The sequence below is a fragment of the Pantoea sp. SYBGC1 genome, from assembly GCF_057197005.1.
Genome location: NZ_JBXUNM010000010.1, coordinates 67,466 through 85,615, shown reverse-complemented (window position 1 = coordinate 85,615; position 18,150 = coordinate 67,466). Strand labels below are relative to the sequence as shown.

The following is an 18,150-nucleotide window of genomic DNA, read 5'->3' as shown; positions in this document are numbered from 1 at the left end:
TAACTGACAATTTTCCTACTATGATTATCATCGTTTTTCACCGTCAGAACGTTCCCGATCAATCTTTGTTAACTGCGCATTAAGTTGATGTTCTGTCATTCCATGTTTGTATGCATTGTATTGCCAGATCACAAACTGTTGTTTGTACCTCCGATTCTCTTCCTTAAGCTCTTCGATTTCGCTTTCAAGATTCACAATCCTAGCGGCTGCAATGTTCAAACTAGCTGGACGCGGATTTTTGGGGCCACGGCCTTTAAGCGCCTCTTTCTTTGTTTGATAGGCAGTCACTATTGCTTCATGTGCATTAAGGGACTGTCTTGATGGCAACTTTCCGACCAATGGTTCTGCCGCCTCACAGATTGCTGACCAGGACAGTTTTGGTTCCTGCCATCCTCGAATTAGATTCACGATGGCGTTAATGTCTCTATTGTCCAGATGCTTAGCCAAGGCCACCTCCTAACAAAGTTTTCAAATCATCTAACATCACAGCTTCTTCACTTTCTTTGCCTTTTTGCTCGATGACCACAATAGAAGTCTTTGCGACAACACGGCGAAGCTGGCTGAAATCATTGCCCCGGAGCTTAATCTGGGCACCATTTTCAATGTCTGGATTCTCTAAAATAGCGACTAGCTCACGAAGCCGGGTGACAGTTTTCTTGTGGTATTGATACCAGCGATCAGCCCCCATCTCGCCGCTTTCTACCGCTTCATCAGCAATACAAAGCATTTGTTCCAACGTCACCAAACGTTTCTTAATCCGATCCAATATTTCTGTATCCTCGCCTTTGATACAAACCTGCTCGTTACAATTGATACAATCTCGGAACTTCTCGCAAGGTCCGATGGTGTAATCATGTACGCAGTAGCCATACTCCGTCACATGGACTGCGGCATGCTCTAAGGTATTGAACTCTCGAATAGTCACGGGCAGATGTTTTTCAATCTCACCAATAGGCCCAAGTAGCCCTTTTGAGGGATCGAGGCGTGCAGCCATGCCAACCAGCTCATATTCAGTCATGTGGTTGTAAGTTCGATTTTGTTTCACATCTGCCCGCCCCGACCACTTGGCAATTTCCAGGTTTGACAGACCGCCGCGCTGGGCAATGGTATTGAGTAGATGTCGAGCCTGGTGTGAGGTCAGTTTTACCGGTTCTCCGTTTACAGCATGGTAACGATGGCGATCAAAGATACTGGTGTGTTTTGCTTTCAAAGCAAGACGAGGAGTTAGATCGCTGTTGAAGAAATTATTGGTTGGCTTATGCAATTCTACTGGTAGGCATCCTCTGTTACCGTGGAACTGATTTGCATTCAGTGCAAACAAGGCATTGCTGTACTTAATTCCCTTGTGTTTATCAAACCACGGGAAGTCATCAGGCAAACGCGCCAACGTATGCTCCCACAAGCTTCTTAGTGTATGCACACGATCTTTATGGGCCAACCCTCGATTATAAAGAGAAGAACGGCATTTTTTTTTGGATTCAGAGACAAGACCGAGAGCCATACATGACTGCTCAGCCGTCAAAGGCTCATCATCGGCGACATCAGGGCAGTTAGCATGGCGGTAAAATCTATTTGGATGTGACTCAATCCACTTAGCCAGTTGCCGAGCATTCTCAGTTAACATTTTAATTCTGGCGACGGCTGTTTTAGCGACGCTGACCATTACTGTAGGTATCCATTTGATGTCTCCCTTATAGCCTTTACCGGCAAAGAAACGCCAGCCATAGCGTTCTATACCATCGCGGTCCGTTTCGAACACCTCACAATCCGCAGGAAGTGCTAACACCTCAGAAATGCGTGAAGGAGCTGACATCAGCATGGCAAATACCGATGTTGTAAATATGTCTCTTCCGTCTATTGGATCATTGGCAAAAATTTCCGCAAGCGCATTGAGAGCGATATCACTCGGTAGTTTCTCTTCCCTATTTTTATTCGCCTCTCTACCTGTTTTGTTCTTGTCGTCTGCACGCTTAATGGGGTTGACCCAATTTTGCACAGCACATGATACAAGCTGGTTTTCAACGACAAACTTAGCCAGCCGCTCAATCTCACGGCCACAATGATATGCGGAGCCATCGGAGTAGTAATGCTTTGCCAATTCAGCTGCTTCATCCAGCACAGAAATCGACAGGCCATCAATATTTGCGTTTCCGTTTACTTGAAGCAAAGCCGCCTCAACCGCACGGAGGGCTTTACTTTCATTCTTTGCCCTAGAGAGGCTATGCCCATGCTGGTAACGGAAATAGGCTTTGGCAAAATCAATAAAAGCAGGGTCTTGCGTCTCTTCCAGTATGGGTTTTCTCGTAATAATGCCCAACTTGGCAAATACAGTTATGTTTGGCCAAACAGGATTTTCCCAATTGAGATCAGAGCCGAATACAGTCAATTGATCTCGGCACTGGGATATGAATGCTTCAAGGTTTTCTGCTGCTGTCAGCGTAGCCTTTGGCTTAAACAGGAAAATTTCAGCCATTGGTTATTGCTCCTTGTTAACTAAGCTCTTCACGACGTTTTGCACAACGCATGATCACATCTGCCAGCGCGATAATACTGCGATCAAGTACGGCAGCAATCTGGATGTCGCCAGTTATCTCTTTCACCCGTTCACGTTCGTTGAGCAGTCCTTGATAGACGTCTTCATGTGGGCCGTCCAGCCAAGGCTGGAAATGCATGCAGGTGTAGCAAGGAATAGGAACATTGGCACCACAAAAGCCATGTTCTCCACAAGTACCAACACCCTGACCCATCTCGGTCCGAATACGACTGGTAGGGTCGTTACCTCGATGCGCGTCTCTCTCTGAATCGACAAGTACCCCGACAAAGGCCTGAGCGTATGGTGCTAATTGGAAGCCAACCGCCTCATCAAGCTTTTTCACATGCTTGGGGATATTCTTGATGTAAACGCCTGCGTTTTGGGTGTCCGCGTGGTCAAGCAGTTCCGCAATCACCAGCTCGCCAAAGCCTTCCCGGGCAGCTCGTGTGCCTGTGGTATAACGAAAACGACGAGCATTGATATGTAATAGCTCACCGGTACGTTCCGACCGGATGTCGGACTTTTCTACGATGTATTGGAGTGTGTCGGTTATCTCTGCGGCGGAAATGTGGAGTTTGTCGGTAGCAAGCAGTTGGCGGAATTCATAAGGAGATTGGACGGCATCTAACACATCAAGATCAGGAAAAAGAGGGATTTGCTGCCGGTCGTCTTCCTGCAATTCAAACCCCAAACGATTTTCAACCTGCGCAATCGCATTTCTTGCCTGAGCACTCAGGATTGCCCATAGTTCCAGTGATATTGCAAATGGCTTGAAGTTTATTCGAAAAGAACCGCTGCGCTGCTTGGCTCGCGGCACATTCAAAACATAGAATGGCTCTCCCTTTTCATTTTTACCGCAAAGCACATCGACCGCATGAAGCAACGAGATCTGGATGGGTCGTCGTCCTGTATGACTGATGCTAAGTGCCATAGCCAACTCCGCTATGGTAATTAAGCTCTTTTCATAAGCTCGAACAGCCCCCTCGTTAAACGCTGTCAGCTCATTATCCGTCAGAGGCCCTTCTTGAGGATCCTGACGCTTAACCGCATCTCCCTTACGATTACCCTTTAGCCTCCAGCCATCCAGCAAACGGATCACATCTTTGCTGATACCAGGATAACCAAGCTGGTGCCAAGTTCGAAGAAAGCCACGTATAGTTGCCAGATACCATTCTGTTGCAGGCGTCAACATTGACCGATAATTAACCAATGTCGTATCAGTGATTGCTTCCGCTTCAGTCTCACGCAGCATGTGCTGAAACCGCATAGTAATGTTCATAGTATGAGAAGCGGAAAGACTAGAAGCATAAAATGCTAGTGTACGCAGGCAGCCATCAAGTACCTTGCCTAACAAGTGTTGGTGAATATCTGCAAGAGTAACAGTTGTATTTTTATCCAAAACCCACGATGGATCATACAACTGAAAGAAGTAGCCATAGGCCTTGGCACGGATTTGATCTGATGATGCTCCGGGTACAGCTTTATTCGTCATCATTCTTCATGTCCTCTGGTAAACGCGTACCGCTGCCTTCTTGCAATACCAGAGCGGCCTCAAAACCCTTTTGCCGAATGAAACGTTTGTTGTAAGTAGCTGCGGTTCCTGAGCCATCCCTCCAGCCCATTAAATACGAACGGAGCTGTTCTTGGCGTTCCTCGCTGACTTTCTCATCCATTGCATCCATTCTTTCTGAAAACTTGCGATTCCAGGTATGACGGAGCGAATGCCCGGTCGCTGCATACAATTGCGGCGAGACAGTCCTGACCACGGAAAAAATTTTGTGATATCCCGCCTTCGAAATAGGATTACCCACAGTTGGTCCAGACTTGTATGTCACAAACAAGTAATCATTTTTCTTAGCATTTCGGACTTTACGCCGATCTTGAATGATATAACTATGCAGTTCTAGAACTAAAGATTCAGACAACGGTAAGAGTCGTTATCTGGTTTTGGCATTAGGCTCATTGGTTCTAGAGTCAGCCCGCTCATCTGCTCGCCAAACAATACGGATCCTGTTAGTACTAAAATCAACATCCTGTATTCTGATATTCAATAATTCACCACCCCGAATACAAAGATAAAACAGAAGCAAGATCATCAGCCGATTTCGGCGCTGCACTTCAATTGAAAAAGAATTTAATTTGGATCCAGGAAGGATAACTTCAAATAGTGAATCCAATTGAATATCACTCAGTGATCTATCTTGTAGCTCACTGCTTCTGCGCTGTTTAGAAGGCCTGCGCTTCTTTATCTGTTGCGCCATAGCGTCGATCTGCTGGACCACTTCCAGTTCTGCCGTCTTTAAAATATGCATCGCATACCAGTGTAAATAGTTGGCACACGTTGTCAGCCTAGAATGCTGTGTTCCGTTATCAACAATATCGGACTCCGGCTCATCAAGCCAAAGGGTAGAGGATGTATTTAATGACGTCTTTGCTTGCTTACGCTGAGCAAAATCTCGCAGGTCGTCCAGCTCATGTGGTTTTAAGAAATTTTTGGTCAAAAAACGCTGTTCAAGGTCAATTCCACGAATATCTAAAAAGCGGAGCAAAACAATTAGGTTGCTAGCCGCCGCTGACATCGTTGAAAAAGCATCCCCCCTATTGCGAAGTTGTGTTGTTAAATAAAGAGTAGGGTAATACACGGGAAGGCTAGAAGAGCGATTCATCACTATGCAGTAGCGCTCGCCACTGTCCATAATAAATGTTTTAAGCCCATAGTGATTCTTCATGCACCTACACTTCATAAATTTTACACAATTGCAAGGTCCATAATAACCTAAAAGAGGGTCAATAAAAAATTGACGGTTTTGATATGTCGAATATAAAAAAAGCCCCTGTATTAACAGAGGCTTGATAGAAAATTCATGACTAAATGTTCTTAGGTAAATCCTAGAACGGGATATCGTCGTCGAAATCCATTGGCGGTTCGTTGTTCGCCGGTGCGCTCTGCTGCTGTGGACGCTGCTGCGCGCCGCCGCTGAACTGATTGCCGCCCTGAGACTGCTGCTGCGGCTGCTGCGGCTGACCCCAGCCGTTGTTATTTCCGCCGCTGTTCTGACCGCCCATCGGTGCGCCACCTGCATTCGCTCCGCCCTGCTGACGTCCACCCAGCATCTGCATGGTGCCGCCTACGTTGACAACCACCTCGGTGGTATATTTTTCCTGACCGCTCTGATCCTGCCACTTGCGCGTACGCAGCTGACCTTCAATATAGACCTGTGAGCCTTTACGCAGATATTCACCGGCAACTTCAGCCAGTTTGCCAAACAGCACAACGCGGTGCCATTCGGTGTTCTCTTTGTTTTCACCGGTCTGCTTGTCACGCCAGCTTTCAGACGTGGCCAGCGTGAAGTTGGCTACAGCGCCACCGTTTGGCATGAAACGCACTTCCGGATCCTGACCCAGATTCCCGACAAGAATCACTTTGTTTACGCCACGACTGGCCATGTTGCTCTCTCCCGATGAGTTGATGCTATAAGTCTAAACGACAAAGTTTAACACGTCCTGATCTATGATGGATACTTTGGAGCGTGCTTCCAGTTTTGCGTCTCTAGTGTACCAAAGGATAAAACTACTGGATATTTATTCAGGTTATTTTTTGTGCCATAATGATGCGTTTCTGCCCGTTATGCTTTGCTGGCATAGCGGGTGTAGTTCAATCCGGGAAAGGTGAATGGATAAGATCGAAGTCCGCGGTGCTCGCACCCACAATCTGAAAAATATTAACCTGATCATTCCACGCGATAAGCTGATCGTTGTCACCGGTCTCTCAGGTTCCGGGAAGTCATCGCTGGCATTTGATACGCTCTATGCCGAAGGTCAGCGGCGCTATGTAGAGTCCCTCTCTGCTTACGCGCGCCAGTTTCTCTCGCTGATGGAGAAGCCGGATGTCGATCACATCGAAGGCCTGTCGCCCGCCATTTCCATTGAGCAGAAATCGACTTCGCATAACCCGCGCTCGACGGTGGGTACTATTACTGAAATCCACGACTACCTGCGCCTGCTGTTTGCCCGCGTGGGTGAGCCGCGCTGTCCCGATCACGACGTCGCGCTTGCGGCGCAGACCGTAAGTCAGATGGTGGATCAGGTGCTGGCGCAGGAAGAGGGTCGCCGCCTGATGCTGCTGGCGCCGGTGGTGAAAGATCGAAAAGGTGAGCACACCAAAACGCTGGAAAACCTGGCGGCGCAGGGTTACATCCGTGCCCGCATCGATGGTGAAGTGTGCGATCTCTCCGATCCGCCAAAACTTGAGCTGCAGAAAAAACATACCATTGAAGTCGTCATCGATCGCTTTCGCGTACGCGACGATCTCGCGACACGTCTGGCGGAGTCGTTTGAAACCACGCTTGAACTCAGCGGCGGCACCGCGATCGTGGCGGACATGGACGATCCTGACAGCGAAGAGATGCTCTTCTCCGCCAACTTCGCCTGCCCGATCTGCGGCTACAGCATGCGTGAGCTGGAACCGCGCCTGTTTTCGTTCAACAACCCGGCCGGCGCCTGTCCGACCTGTGACGGCCTTGGCGTGCAGCAATACTTCGATTCCGATCGCGTGGTACAGAACCCTGAGCTGTCGCTGGCGGGCGGTGCGATTCGCGGCTGGGATCGCCGCAACTTTTACTATTTTCAGATGCTGCGCTCGCTCGCTGAGCATCTCGACTTTGACGTAGAGGCGCCGTTCAGCAGCCTGAGCGACAAAGCGCGTCAGGTGATCCTGTACGGCTCGGGCAAAGAGAATATTGAATTCAAATATATCAACGATCGCGGTGATACTTCCGTGCGGCGTCATCCGTTTGAAGGGGTGCTGCACAATATGGAACGCCGTTATAAAGAGACGGAGTCCAATGCGGTGCGCGAAGAGCTGGCGAAGTTTATCAGCAACCGCGCCTGCACCAGCTGTCACGGCACGCGCCTGCGCCGTGAAGCGCGCCACGTATTTGTTGAAGATACCAATCTGCCTACCATCTCTGAAATGAGTATTGGTCATGCGATGGAGTTCTTCACCAACCTTAAACTGAGCGGCCAGCGCGCAAAAATTGCTGAGAAGGTCCTGAAAGAGATCGGCGATCGGCTGAGTTTCCTGGTCAACGTCGGCCTGAACTATCTCTCTATGTCACGTTCAGCTGAAACGCTTTCCGGCGGCGAGGCGCAGCGTATTCGTCTGGCCAGCCAGATTGGCGCGGGCCTGGTTGGCGTCATGTACGTTCTTGATGAGCCCTCTATCGGGTTACACCAGCGCGATAACGAACGCCTGCTCTCGACCCTGATCCACCTGCGCGATCTCGGCAATACCGTGATTGTGGTAGAGCATGACGAAGACGCGATCAGAGCGGCTGACCATATCATCGATATCGGTCCGGGCGCGGGCGTGCACGGCGGACAGATAGTGGCTGAAGGTGATGTACACGCCATTATGGCGCATGAAGAGTCGCTGACCGGTCAATTCCTGAGCGGCAAGCGCGAAATCGCAGTGCCGGCCGAGCGGGTGAAAGGCGATCCGGCTAAAGTGCTGAAGCTCACCGGCGCGCGCGGCAATAACCTGAAAGATGTGACGCTGACGCTGCCGGTTGGCCTGTTTACCTGCATCACCGGCGTCTCCGGCTCCGGAAAATCAACGCTTATTAACGATACGCTGTTCCCGATTGCGCAGCAGCAGCTTAACGGTGCAACCAGCGGTGAAGCGGCACCGTATCGTGAGATCGCCGGCCTTGAGCACTTCGATAAAGTGATCGACATCGATCAAAGCCCGATCGGACGTACGCCACGATCCAACCCGGCGACCTATACCGGCATTTTTACGCCGGTGCGTGAACTCTTTGCCGGCGTGCCGGAGTCGCGCTCGCGCGGCTACAATCCGGGCCGCTTTAGCTTTAACGTGCGCGGCGGACGCTGTGAAGCGTGCCAGGGCGATGGTGTGATCAAAGTGGAAATGCACTTCCTGCCCGACATCTATGTGCCGTGCGATCAGTGTAAAGGCAAGCGCTACAACCGTGAAACGCTGGAGATCAAGTACAAAGGCAAAAGCATTCACGAAGTGCTGGAGATGACGATTGAAGAAGCGCGCGACTTCTTTGAAGCGGTCCCGGCGCTGGCACGCAAGCTGCAGACGCTGATGGATGTCGGCCTCTCCTATATCCGCCTCGGCCAGTCCGCCACCACGCTCTCCGGCGGTGAGGCGCAGCGCGTCAAGCTGGCGCGTGAGCTGTCGAAGCGCGGTACCGGACAGACGCTCTATATTCTGGATGAGCCGACCACCGGCCTGCACTTTGCCGATATTGCGCAGCTGCTGGAAGTCCTGCATCAGCTGCGTAATCAGGGCAATACCATCGTGGTGATTGAGCATAATCTGGATGTGATTAAAACCGCAGACTGGATTGTGGATCTGGGTCCTGAAGGCGGCAGCGGCGGCGGTGAGATCCTGGTCGCCGGTACGCCGGAAACCGTAGCAGAGTGTGAAAAGTCACATACCGCACGCTTCCTGAAACCGATGCTGAAAAAGTAAGGCTTTTCTGTCTGCGCCTTTACCATTATCAGGCCGCCCTCCGGGGCGGCTTTTTATTTGCCGGTTGTTCAGGCGTGCCTGATTGCGCAACAAAATGCAGAAACAGGCAAGAATCAGACAACTTCAGGCATGGTCGCATCCAGGCGGGCTGACTACGCTTATAGCGGTCTGCTTGCAACGCTGCCTCAGCGTTCCGGCCTTTCGGACTCCGTAAGGCGTTTGCATACCCTACTCACGACACATCCGACTGGAGACACCATGAATATTACCCATGCCTGGGCTGCACAGGACGCCAAATCAAAGCTCGCCCCGTTCGACTACAAACCGCGCGAACTGCGTGAGCATGATGTGGAGATTGAAGTGCTCTATTGCGGTGTCTGCCACTCCGATCTGCACCAGGCGCGCAACGAATGGAACAACACAATTTTTCCGGTCGTACCAGGCCATGAAATTGTTGGTCGCGTAACCGCCGTGGGCGCGCACAGCCATAAATATCAGCCCGGCGACCTGGTGGGCGTTGGCTGTATGGTTGACTCCTGCCGCAGCTGTCCGAGCTGTCAGGAAGGGCTGGAGCAGTATTGCGAAGAGGGCATGACAGGCACCTACAACGGCCAGGATCGCGAAACCGGCGCGGTCACCTACGGCGGCTACTCCACCAGCATGGTGGTCAACGAAGATTTTGTGCTGCGCGTGCCGGAAAACCTCGATCTGGCAGGCGTTGCGCCGCTGCTGTGCGCGGGGATCACCACCTATTCGCCGCTGCGCCACTGGAACGTCGGGCCGGGTAAAAAAGTGGGTATCGTGGGCCTCGGCGGCCTGGGCCATATGGGGGTGAAAATTGCTCATGCGATGGGCGCGCAGGTCGTGCTGTTTACGACATCGCCATCAAAAGTCGAAGATGGCAAACGCCTTGGCGCTGATGAAGTGGTGATTTCTAAAGATGCCGATCAGATGGCGACCCACGCTAACAGTTTCGATTTTATTCTGAACACGGTAGCCGCACAGCACGATCTCAACCCGTTTATCACCCTGCTGAAGCGTGATGGCAATATGACGCTGGTCGGTGTGCCCGAGCACGATCATCCGGCACCTCAGGTGGTTAACCTGATTTTCAAACGCCGCAGTGTCTCTGGCTCGCTGATCGGCGGCATCGCTGAAACGCAGGAGATGCTCGATTTTTGTGGCAAGCACGGCATCACCTCAGACATTGAGCTGATTGCCATGGATCAGATTAATGAGGCGTATGAGCGCATGCTGAAAAGCGATGTGAAATATCGCTTTGTCATCGATATCAATACCCTGCGCGATACGCCTGCGGCGTAACGGCTCAGGCGTTGTGCTGGCCGGCGCCCGCCGCGTGCGTGGCGTCGGCCTGCTGGTAAGAGGCGTCAACCAGATAGTAAATCTGCGAATCTTTCAGCGATCCATCCAGCCACAGCGTGCTCCAGCAGGATTTATTCAGGTATTCGCTGGGAAAGACGTCGCTGTGCTCTTCACGCAACAGTTCAGCCAGTGCGGGAGAGGTTTTCAGCGTCACCGCCGGCCGCCCTGCTTTCTCATAAAGCATGGCAAACAGCACGCCGTGGCTCTTAATCTGCGTTGCATCCCACGCCTCTTTAATGTCCTGTTCTGCGGCGGGTTTGCTCATGCAGTAGGTCAATAGCTCAGAAATCGTCATTGGTTATTCCCCTTGTAAAGTCGCGACGATGCGTCTGGCACCGCCCTGTACGCGATGTTCCCCCAGCCAGATGCCCTGCCAGGTACCCAGCATCAGCCGCCCGCGGCTGACCGGCAGCAGCAGTGAAACGCCCAGCAGTGACGACTTAATATGGGCAGGCATATCGTCTGCGCCTTCATAATCGTGCTGCCACCCTGCGTTTTCAGGCACCTGGCGTAAGAAATGCTGCTCCATGTCGCTGCGCACGGTGGGATCGCAGTTTTCATTCAGCGTCAGCGACGCGGAGGTATGCTGTAACAGCAGATGCAGCTGGCCGATGCGCACGCCATTGAGGCCGTTAAGCTGGCTTAAGATCTCATCGGTAATGAGGTGAAACCCGCGCGCTTTTGCGCTCAGGGTGAGGGTCTGTTGCTGCCACATAACAAAGTCCTAAAAAAACAGGTCTCTTAAGTGTGCAGCATGTTGGCGAAAGGTAAACCCTGCCATAGGAAAAAGCATCAGCCTGCCTGGGCAGGCGCAAAAAAAAACCATCCGCATGAAAACGGATGGTTCCTGGTGTCGCGCCCGGCGGTTACATAACGGCAGCAAACGCCTCTGCAACGCGTTTAACGTTACCGTGGTTCAGACCAGCAACGCACATACGCCCGCTGGCGATAAGATAGATGCCGAACTCATCGCGCAGGCGATCAACCTGCTGTGCGCTGAGACCGGTATAGCTGAACATACCGCGCTGCTTCAGCAGATAGTCGACATTTTTACCCGGCAGAATCGCCTGCAGCTCGCTGACCAGCGCCTGGCGCATCTCCGCAATACGCAGGCGCATCGCTTCAACTTCTGCCAGCCACATGTTCAGTAATGCGGCATCGTTCAGCACGCAGGAGACCACCTGCGCACCAAAATTTGGCGGACTGGAGTAGTTGCGGCGCACGGTGGCTTTTAGCTGACCCAGCACCCGTCCCGCTTCTTCAGCGCTGTCGCAGACCACAGAAAGCCCGCCCACGCGCTCGCCATAGAGCGAGAAGATCTTGGAAAATGAGTTACTCACCAGCGCCGGCAGACCTGCGGCTGCGATAGCGCGAATGGCGTAAGCATCCTCTTCCATTCCTGCGCCAAAGCCCTGATAGGCGATATCGAGGAACGGGATAAGCTCCTGCGCTTTCAGCACGGCGGTGGTCTCATCCCACTGGGCGTCAGTGAGATCGGCGCCGGTCGGGTTATGGCAGCAGGGATGCAGCAGCACAATGGCGTGCTTTGGCAGCGATTTCAGGCAGCTGATAAATGCGTCAAACTTAACGCCGTTGGTCTCGGCATCGTACCAGGGATAGGTATTTACCGCGAAGCCCGCGCCGTTAAAAATCGCTACGTGGTTTTCCCAGGTCGGATCGCTGACCCAGACTTCTGAGTGCGGAAAATAGCGCTTCAGGAAATCAGCCCCCACTTTCAGCGCACCGGAACCACCCAGCGTCTGAATAGACGCAATGCGTCCCGCTTTCAGCACCGGGTGTTCGTGACCAAACAGCAGCGGCGCAATCGCGTTGCGGTAAGGGCCTAAACCTTCCATCGGCAGATAGAGTGATGCCTGATGCGGCTGCGCCTGCAGACGCTCTTCAGCTGCCGCAACGGCCTGCAGCTGCGGAACGATCCCTGCTTCGTTGTAGAACAGGCCGATACTGAGATTGACTTTATGCGCGCGCGGATCTTGTTTGTAGGTTTCCATCAGCGACAGGATCGGATCGCCGGCGTAGGCATCAACGTTTTGAAACACGGTGCAGATCTCCATAAAAATGCATGAGTAAGCGCAAGATGGCGCTTTTATACCTGATAACGGCCAGGACGATGGTTCAGCGCAATGATAAGGTTAAGGATCGCCGCGCCCGCAACAGAGGCCAGCAGCATCGGTAGCGGTACGACAAACAGCGAGGCGCATACCACACAGGTATCAACCATCATCTGTAGCTTTCCGGCACGCAGACCGGTGCGATCCTGCAGCCAGAGCGCCAGAATATTGATACCACCCAGGCTGGCTTTGTGACGAAACAACACTATAAACCCGATCCCCATGACCACGTTACCGAACAGTGTCGCATAAAAAGGATTTAAAGCCGAAAAGTGAATAAACAGCGGTTGCAGCTGCGTGAACAGGGAAACCAGCGCGACGGCGCCAAAGGTTTTGCAGGTAAACTCCCATCCCATGCGGCGTATCGCCAGCCAGTAAAACGGCAGATTGATGGCAAAAAAGGCGGCGCCGAAAGAGGAGGATGAAAGGTAGCTGATTAAAAACGCGATACCGGCCGTTCCGCCGGTCAGCGCGCCCGCCTGCTTCAGCAGCATGACGCCAAATGAGACCATCAGCGTTCCCAGCACGATAGCCAGCGCATCTTCGATACGGGAGTGAGGAGCTGCCACTGGCTGAGCGATGTTGTCCATCAGGAGTTCTCTGTGCAAGTAAAAGCGATAGAGCTGCAAAAAACGCACCACTCCGGCCTCGCTGCTGCTTAGCCGGAGGGTGCCAGCGAATATCCCATTGATATCTAAGGCGCTTTATTGCACAGTTTTATGCATGAATAAGAATAAAACCGTTGATTCATGCACAAATTCGATCTTACTCGCGAGAAATAAGCAGAGAGAGGCAGCCTGATGCACTTTTATGGCGCATTACGCACCTTTATGGCGCACTTTGTGCGCAGGCTTCATCATCAGGCCATTCTCTTTCAGCCGGTTGAGTACCACCGCCGTTTTAACGTGCGACACGCTCTGATGGCCCGCCACCAGCTGGCTGATCAGCGCGCTCAGCGAGGCGAGATCGGCCACCGCCACTTTCAGCAGATAGTCAGCGTCTCCGGTGGTTTTAAACGCGTCAACAATGGCGGGTTCCGCTTCCACCATCTGCAAAAAATTATCTTCGTAATCGGGCGTATGGTTTTTCAGCCGCACTTCAATCAATCCGACCATGCCGAGACCCACCGCATCGGGCGACAGCCGGGCATGGTAGCCAAGGATCAAATTCGCCTGTTCAAGATTGATGCGGCGGCGTGAGCATTGTGATGCGGATAACCCCACCAGATCGCTCAGTTCCTGATTGGTAAGACGGCCGTTAGATTGTAATAGCGTCAATATCTTAAGATCGTAATCATCTACCTGCGTCATTCTGATCCCACAGCGTTGTCACATTCGCTTTGGCACAGATAACCTGATAGCGGACCGCCTTGTCCAACACTATTTTCTGATGACGTGAGATGCATGCACAAAACGTGCATGCACTGGCAGGGAAAGGCTTATTCGTCGTCGTATTGCGGGCCGGCGTAGTTGTCGAAGCGCGACCACTGGCCGTTGAACGTCAGACGCACGGTACCGATCGGCCCGTTACGCTGCTTGCCGATGATGATCTCAGCGATGCCTTTCAGATCGCTGTTTTCGTGATAAACCTCATCGCGGTAGATAAACATGATCAGGTCAGCATCCTGCTCGATCGAGCCTGATTCACGCAGATCGGAGTTAACCGGACGTTTGTCGGCGCGCTGCTCCAGTGAACGGTTCAGCTGCGACAGCGCCACGACCGGCACATTCAGCTCTTTGGCCAGCGCTTTCAATGAACGCGAAATTTCGGCGATCTCCAGCGTACGGTTCTCGGAGTGCGACGGCACGCGCATCAGCTGCAGATAGTCGATCATGATCATGCTCAGACCGCCATTTTCGCGGAACACGCGGCGGGCACGCGAGCGTACTTCGGTTGGCGTCAGGCCGGAAGAGTCATCAATAAAGATGTTTTTCTTCTCCAGCAGAATACCCATCGTGGCGGAGATGCGCGCCCAGTCCTCATCTTCCAGCTGGCCGGTACGAATACGCGTCTGATCCACGCGCGACAGGGATGCCAGCATACGCATCATCAGCTGCTCGCTGGGCATCTCCAGACTGAAGATCAGCACCGGTTTCTCATTGAGCATCGCGGCGTTTTCGCACAGGTTCATGGCGAAGGTGGTTTTACCCATTGAGGGGCGCGCCGCCACGATAATCAAATCGGACCTCTGCAGGCCGGCCGTTTTTTTGTTCAGATCCTGATAGCCGGTATCTACGCCGGTTACGCCATCGTGCGGCGTTGAGACCAGCGCTTCAATACGGGACACGGTGGCTTCAAGGATCTGCTCGATGTTCTGCGGGCCGTCATCCTTATTTGCGCGCTGCTCGGCGATTTTAAAGACGTTGGATTCGGCAAAATCGAGCAGGTCTTCACTGCTCCGCCCCTGCGGATCGTAACCGGCGTCGGCAATCTGATTGGCAACCGCGATCATCTCACGCACTACCGCACGTTCGCGCACGATATCTGCATAGGCGCCAATGTTGGCCGCGCTTGGCGTATTTTTCGCGAGCTCGGCCAGATAGGCAAAGCCACCCGCCATCTCCAGCTCGCCGCGCGTTTCCAGCGATTCTGACAGCGTGATCAGGTCGATAGGCTGGCTCAGCTCCAGCAGCCGCTGCATCTCAGCAAAAATCATGCGGTGCGAGCGGTTAAAAAAATCGTCTGCGACAACGCGCTCAGAGACGTTGTCCCAGCGCTCGTTGTCCAGCATCAACCCACCCAGCACCGACTGCTCCGCTTCTATGGAGTGCGGCGGCATTTTTACGCCTTCCAGCTGCCGATCGCGGGGTTCGTTCGATTTGTTGGTGGGTTTATATCCTGCCATAGTGAATGCATTACCGATCGTGAAAGGGACGCGCAAGTATACCGCCCCCGGATGAACATTCACAGGAGTCAGCATGGCAAAGCGTATTCAGTTCAGTCAGCACGGTGGCCCGGAGGTTTTGCAGTGGGCAGATTTTGATCCTGCCGATCCGGCTGAGCATGAGGTGCAGGTAGAAAACCGGGCGATAGGCATTAACTATATCGACACCTATGTGCGCAGCGGGCTCTACCCGGTTTCAGCGTTTCCTTCCGGACTCGGTACAGAAGCGGCGGGCGTGGTCAGCAAAGTGGGCGCAGCGGTCACGCGTTTTCAGCCTGGCGACCGGGTGGTTTACTGTCAGGCCGCGCTGGGCGCTTACAGTGAAATTCACAACGTTGCGGAAGAGCGACTGGCGCTGCTGCCGGAAAGTATCTCTTTTGAAACGGCGGCGGCCTCATTTCTTAAAGGGCTGACGGTCCAGTATCTGCTGCGTCAGACGTGGAAAGTCAAAGCGGATGAGACGTTCCTGTTTCATGCTGCCGCAGGCGGTGTGGGTCTGATTGCCTGCCAGTGGGCTAAAGCGCTGGGAGCCCATCTTATCGGCACGGTGGGTTCTGCCGAAAAAGCGCAGATTGCCAAAGCGGCTGGCGCATGGGCCACCATTAACTATCGCGAAGAGAATATTGCACAGCGCGTCAGCGAACTGACGCAGGGGAAAAAAGTGGCCGTGGTGTATGACTCTGTCGGCAAGGATACCTGGGAACCGTCGCTCGATTCTTTGCAGCGCCACGGGCTGCTGGTCAGCTTTGGCAACGCCTCCGGCCCGGTAACCGGCGTGGATTTAGGGATTCTTAATAAGAAAGGCTCCCTGTTTGTCACCCGCCCGTCGCTGTTTGGCTATATCACTAACCGTGAGGAGCTGGAGCAGGCGAGCAGTGAACTCTTTTCCCTGATAGCCAGCCGCGCCATTCAGGTAAACGTACCGGAGCAGCAGAAGTTCCCGCTACGCGATGCCATGCGCGCGCATCAGATACTGGAGAGTCGTGCGACCCAGGGCTCCAGTCTGCTGTTGCCCTGATTCAGGCAAAAAAAGAGGGCTTCCTGAAGGAAGCCCCTGATTCTTTTTTTAGTTCGCGCTGGTGTAGGGACAGCGGGACTGAATCTGTATTCATATAGTGGCAGAAAACATAAGTAAAAAATATGTTTACGTTTTATTTAGCGCCAGCGGAATTCAGCGCTGTGATCTGAGCCGCAATTTTTACCAGCCGCGTCGCTCCATCCTGCTGATTTTTCTCCTGAGCCGGTTCAGCCTGGTACTACTACCCGGTGTGGTAACGCTGCGCCAGACCCAGACGGCGACCACGGCCAGCAGCAGCCAGGGTAACAGTTTTATGACAAAAGCAAACAGGCCGGTTAAAAACATCAGCGCGGTGGCAACGGCTAAAGCCGCAATCACCCCCAGCAGGGAAACGCCGGTCAGCAACAGCATTAAAAAGAATCCAAGCACAAATACAATTTCCACGTCTATTCTCCTCTGTCAGGACTCTGCAGACAGATACAATTTCCGTGCCAGATTGGTCACTTTATAACTCATTGACCGAATTGGATTTCTTCAGAGTGCTTCAGTAAACGTGGTGAAAAAAACCAGGTTTCAGGCAAAATAAAACCGCACCATTTCTGCTGCGGTTTTCAGAGAACGCGGATTACGCTTCCTGAGGGATGCGATCGGCCACCAGCGCCAGCGCGGCTTCCAGCACCCGCACATCAGCACCCGGTTTATGTGCGTTTTCGCTCAGATAACGTCGCCACTGGCGGGCGCCCGGAATACCCTGAAACAGCCCCAGCATATGCCGGGTGACGTGCCCCAGATAGGTGCCCTGCGTCAGCTCTGCTTCGATATAGGGATACATTGAACGCACAACGGCAACCAGATCCACTGCCGGCGTTGTGCGGCCAAAAAGCTCGCGGTCAACCTGCGCCAGCACGGAAGGATTTTGATACGCTTCGCGGCCCATCATCACGCCATCCAGATGCATCAGGTGCGTCTTCGCCTCTTCCAGCGTTTTTACCCCGCCGTTGATCGCCATGGTCAGCGCTGGAAAATCGCGTTTTAGCTGATAAACGCGCGGATAGTCCAGCGGCGGGATCTCCCGGTTCTCTTTAGGGCTCAGGCCTGACAGCCAGGCTTTGCGGGCGTGAATGATAAAGGTGTCGCAGCCGCCCCGCTCTGCCACGGTGCCGGTAAAGTCGCGCAGAAACGCGTAGCTGTCCTGCTCATCAATACCGATGCGGGTTTTTACCGTGACCGGAATAGAAACCACATCGCGCATCGCTTTAATGCAGTCAGCCACCAGGTTCGCATCCGCCATCAGGCAGGCACCAAAGCGACCATTCTGTACGCGGTCGGAAGGACAGCCCACGTTAAGGTTGATCTGATCGTAACCGCGCGCCTCAGCCAGGCTGGCACACTGCGCCAGCGCCGCCGGATCGCTGCCGCCCAGCTGCAGCGCAACCGGATGCTCCTCTTCGCTATAGGCAAGGTAATCGCCTTTGCCATGAATAATCGCGCCGGTCGTCACCATTTCGGTATAGAGCAGCGTATCGCCGGTCAGCTTGCGATGAAAATAGCGGCAGTGACGATCGGTCCAGTCGAGCATCGGCGCGATAGAGAAACGTTGCGAAGAGAAGTTATCAGTCATGAAGCGCAGTAAATCCGGAGTTAAATGATGAGAAACTGCGCAATGATACCACAGCCGTCACGGACGACACAGCCGCC

General features: G+C 53.0%; 17 protein-coding genes. 3 read left to right on the top strand and 14 right to left on the bottom strand.

Annotated features, from left to right (window positions below; translation table 11 throughout):
- Positions 1-27 precede the first annotated feature (27 nt).
- The 6 genes from AC2CF9_RS15330 to ssb1 all read right to left on the bottom strand — a co-directional run bounded on the left by AC2CF9_RS15330 (position 28) and on the right by ssb1 (position 5,980).
- A complete protein-coding gene (locus AC2CF9_RS15330; RefSeq protein WP_047407003.1) occupies positions 28-447 on the bottom strand; it encodes a hypothetical protein in 420 nt (139 codons plus the stop codon).
- Positions 440-2,473: an integrase gene (locus AC2CF9_RS15325; protein ID WP_484557384.1), complete on the bottom strand. Its 2,034-nt coding sequence runs from the start codon at positions 2,471-2,473 to the stop codon at positions 440-442. Before AC2CF9_RS15325 ends, AC2CF9_RS15330 begins: the two co-directional genes overlap by 8 nt.
- Before the next feature lie 16 nt (positions 2,474-2,489).
- A complete protein-coding gene (locus AC2CF9_RS15320) occupies positions 2,490-4,025 on the bottom strand; it encodes a site-specific integrase (RefSeq protein WP_484557400.1) in 1,536 nt (511 codons plus the stop codon).
- Positions 4,015-4,344 (bottom strand): hypothetical protein, encoded by a 330-nt coding sequence (locus tag AC2CF9_RS15315; protein ID WP_484557383.1) that lies wholly within the window; start codon positions 4,342-4,344, stop codon positions 4,015-4,017. Before AC2CF9_RS15315 ends, AC2CF9_RS15320 begins: the two co-directional genes overlap by 11 nt.
- A 126-nt stretch (positions 4,345-4,470) precedes the next feature.
- Positions 4,471-5,262: a site-specific integrase gene (locus AC2CF9_RS15310; protein ID WP_484557382.1), complete on the bottom strand. Its 792-nt coding sequence runs from the start codon at positions 5,260-5,262 to the stop codon at positions 4,471-4,473.
- 160 nt (positions 5,263-5,422) lie between these two features.
- Positions 5,423-5,980 (bottom strand): single-stranded DNA-binding protein SSB1, encoded by a 558-nt coding sequence (gene ssb1 / locus AC2CF9_RS15305; RefSeq protein ID WP_484557381.1) that lies wholly within the window; start codon positions 5,978-5,980, stop codon positions 5,423-5,425.
- A 226-nt stretch (positions 5,981-6,206) separates the two neighbouring features.
- On the opposite strand from ssb1, the gene uvrA reads away from it, so the two are divergent.
- Together uvrA and AC2CF9_RS15295 are read left to right on the top strand one after the other, a co-directional pair.
- Positions 6,207-9,035 (top strand): excinuclease ABC subunit UvrA, encoded by a 2,829-nt coding sequence (uvrA, locus tag AC2CF9_RS15300; RefSeq protein ID WP_039382007.1) that lies wholly within the window; start codon positions 6,207-6,209, stop codon positions 9,033-9,035.
- 258 nt (positions 9,036-9,293) lie between these two features.
- Positions 9,294-10,358, top strand: coding sequence for an NAD(P)-dependent alcohol dehydrogenase (locus AC2CF9_RS15295; RefSeq protein WP_484557380.1), 1,065 nt, complete (start codon positions 9,294-9,296; stop codon positions 10,356-10,358).
- Positions 10,359-10,362: 4 nt separating this feature from the next.
- Here the strand turns inward: AC2CF9_RS15295 and AC2CF9_RS15290 are convergent, their stop codons facing one another.
- From AC2CF9_RS15290 to dnaB, 6 genes are all read right to left on the bottom strand, one after another.
- On the bottom strand, positions 10,363-10,713 hold the full coding sequence (locus AC2CF9_RS15290) for an MmcQ/YjbR family DNA-binding protein (protein WP_150018215.1): 351 nt from the start codon (positions 10,711-10,713) through the stop codon (positions 10,363-10,365).
- 3 nt (positions 10,714-10,716) lie between these two features.
- Positions 10,717-11,133 (bottom strand): secondary thiamine-phosphate synthase enzyme YjbQ, encoded by a 417-nt coding sequence (locus tag AC2CF9_RS15285; RefSeq protein WP_150018214.1) that lies wholly within the window; start codon positions 11,131-11,133, stop codon positions 10,717-10,719.
- A gap of 151 nt (positions 11,134-11,284) precedes the next feature.
- Positions 11,285-12,478: an amino acid aminotransferase gene (locus AC2CF9_RS15280; protein ID WP_484557379.1), complete on the bottom strand. Its 1,194-nt coding sequence runs from the start codon at positions 12,476-12,478 to the stop codon at positions 11,285-11,287.
- A gap of 47 nt (positions 12,479-12,525) precedes the next feature.
- Entirely contained in the window at positions 12,526-13,140 is a 615-nt protein-coding gene (locus AC2CF9_RS15275; protein WP_484557378.1) for a YitT family protein, read from the bottom strand.
- 228 nt (positions 13,141-13,368) lie between these two features.
- Positions 13,369-13,860 (bottom strand): Lrp/AsnC family transcriptional regulator, encoded by a 492-nt coding sequence (locus tag AC2CF9_RS15270; RefSeq protein WP_039381989.1) that lies wholly within the window; start codon positions 13,858-13,860, stop codon positions 13,369-13,371.
- A 128-nt stretch (positions 13,861-13,988) separates the two neighbouring features.
- Positions 13,989-15,395, bottom strand: coding sequence for a replicative DNA helicase (gene dnaB / locus AC2CF9_RS15265; protein WP_484557377.1), 1,407 nt, complete (start codon positions 15,393-15,395; stop codon positions 13,989-13,991).
- A 73-nt stretch (positions 15,396-15,468) separates the two neighbouring features.
- Between dnaB and AC2CF9_RS15260 the strand changes: the two genes are divergently transcribed.
- The gene (locus tag AC2CF9_RS15260; RefSeq protein ID WP_484557376.1) at positions 15,469-16,452 is read left to right on the top strand and encodes an NADPH:quinone reductase; all 984 of its coding nucleotides are present in this window, start codon (positions 15,469-15,471) and stop codon (positions 16,450-16,452) included.
- A gap of 180 nt (positions 16,453-16,632) precedes the next feature.
- Here the strand turns inward: AC2CF9_RS15260 and pspG are convergent, their stop codons facing one another.
- Both pspG and dusA read right to left on the bottom strand, forming a co-directional pair.
- Positions 16,633-16,896 (bottom strand): envelope stress response protein PspG, encoded by a 264-nt coding sequence (gene pspG / locus AC2CF9_RS15255; RefSeq protein ID WP_039381981.1) that lies wholly within the window; start codon positions 16,894-16,896, stop codon positions 16,633-16,635.
- Positions 16,897-17,077: 181 nt separating this feature from the next.
- Positions 17,078-18,073 carry a tRNA dihydrouridine(20/20a) synthase DusA gene (gene dusA, locus AC2CF9_RS15250; RefSeq protein WP_150018208.1) on the bottom strand — a complete coding sequence of 332 codons (996 nt, stop codon included), beginning with the start codon at positions 18,071-18,073 and terminating at the stop codon, positions 17,078-17,080.
- Positions 18,074-18,150 lie beyond the last annotated feature (77 nt).

Bases quoted from the DNA above. Each gene is read 5' to 3' on its own strand.
- AC2CF9_RS15325 (WP_484557384.1), bottom strand. From the start codon at position 2,473: ATGGCTGAAATTTTCCTGTTTAAGCCAAAGGCTACGCTGACAGCAGCA.
- AC2CF9_RS15320 (WP_484557400.1), bottom strand. From the start codon at position 4,025: ATGACGAATAAAGCTGTACCCGGAGCATCATCAGATCAAATCCGTGCC.
- AC2CF9_RS15310 (WP_484557382.1), bottom strand. From the start codon at position 5,262: ATGAAGAATCACTATGGGCTTAAAACATTTATTATGGACAGTGGCGAG.
- ssb1 (WP_484557381.1), bottom strand. From the start codon at position 5,980: ATGGCCAGTCGTGGCGTAAACAAAGTGATTCTTGTCGGGAATCTGGGT.
- uvrA (WP_039382007.1), top strand. From the start codon at position 6,207: ATGGATAAGATCGAAGTCCGCGGTGCTCGCACCCACAATCTGAAAAAT.
- AC2CF9_RS15295 (WP_484557380.1), top strand. From the start codon at position 9,294: ATGAATATTACCCATGCCTGGGCTGCACAGGACGCCAAATCAAAGCTC.
- AC2CF9_RS15290 (WP_150018215.1), bottom strand. From the start codon at position 10,713: ATGACGATTTCTGAGCTATTGACCTACTGCATGAGCAAACCCGCCGCA.
- AC2CF9_RS15285 (WP_150018214.1), bottom strand. From the start codon at position 11,133: ATGTGGCAGCAACAGACCCTCACCCTGAGCGCAAAAGCGCGCGGGTTT.
- AC2CF9_RS15275 (WP_484557378.1), bottom strand. From the start codon at position 13,140: ATGGACAACATCGCTCAGCCAGTGGCAGCTCCTCACTCCCGTATCGAA.
- AC2CF9_RS15270 (WP_039381989.1), bottom strand. From the start codon at position 13,860: ATGACGCAGGTAGATGATTACGATCTTAAGATATTGACGCTATTACAA.
- dnaB (WP_484557377.1), bottom strand. From the start codon at position 15,395: ATGGCAGGATATAAACCCACCAACAAATCGAACGAACCCCGCGATCGG.
- AC2CF9_RS15260 (WP_484557376.1), top strand. From the start codon at position 15,469: ATGGCAAAGCGTATTCAGTTCAGTCAGCACGGTGGCCCGGAGGTTTTG.
- dusA (WP_150018208.1), bottom strand. From the start codon at position 18,073: ATGACTGATAACTTCTCTTCGCAACGTTTCTCTATCGCGCCGATGCTC.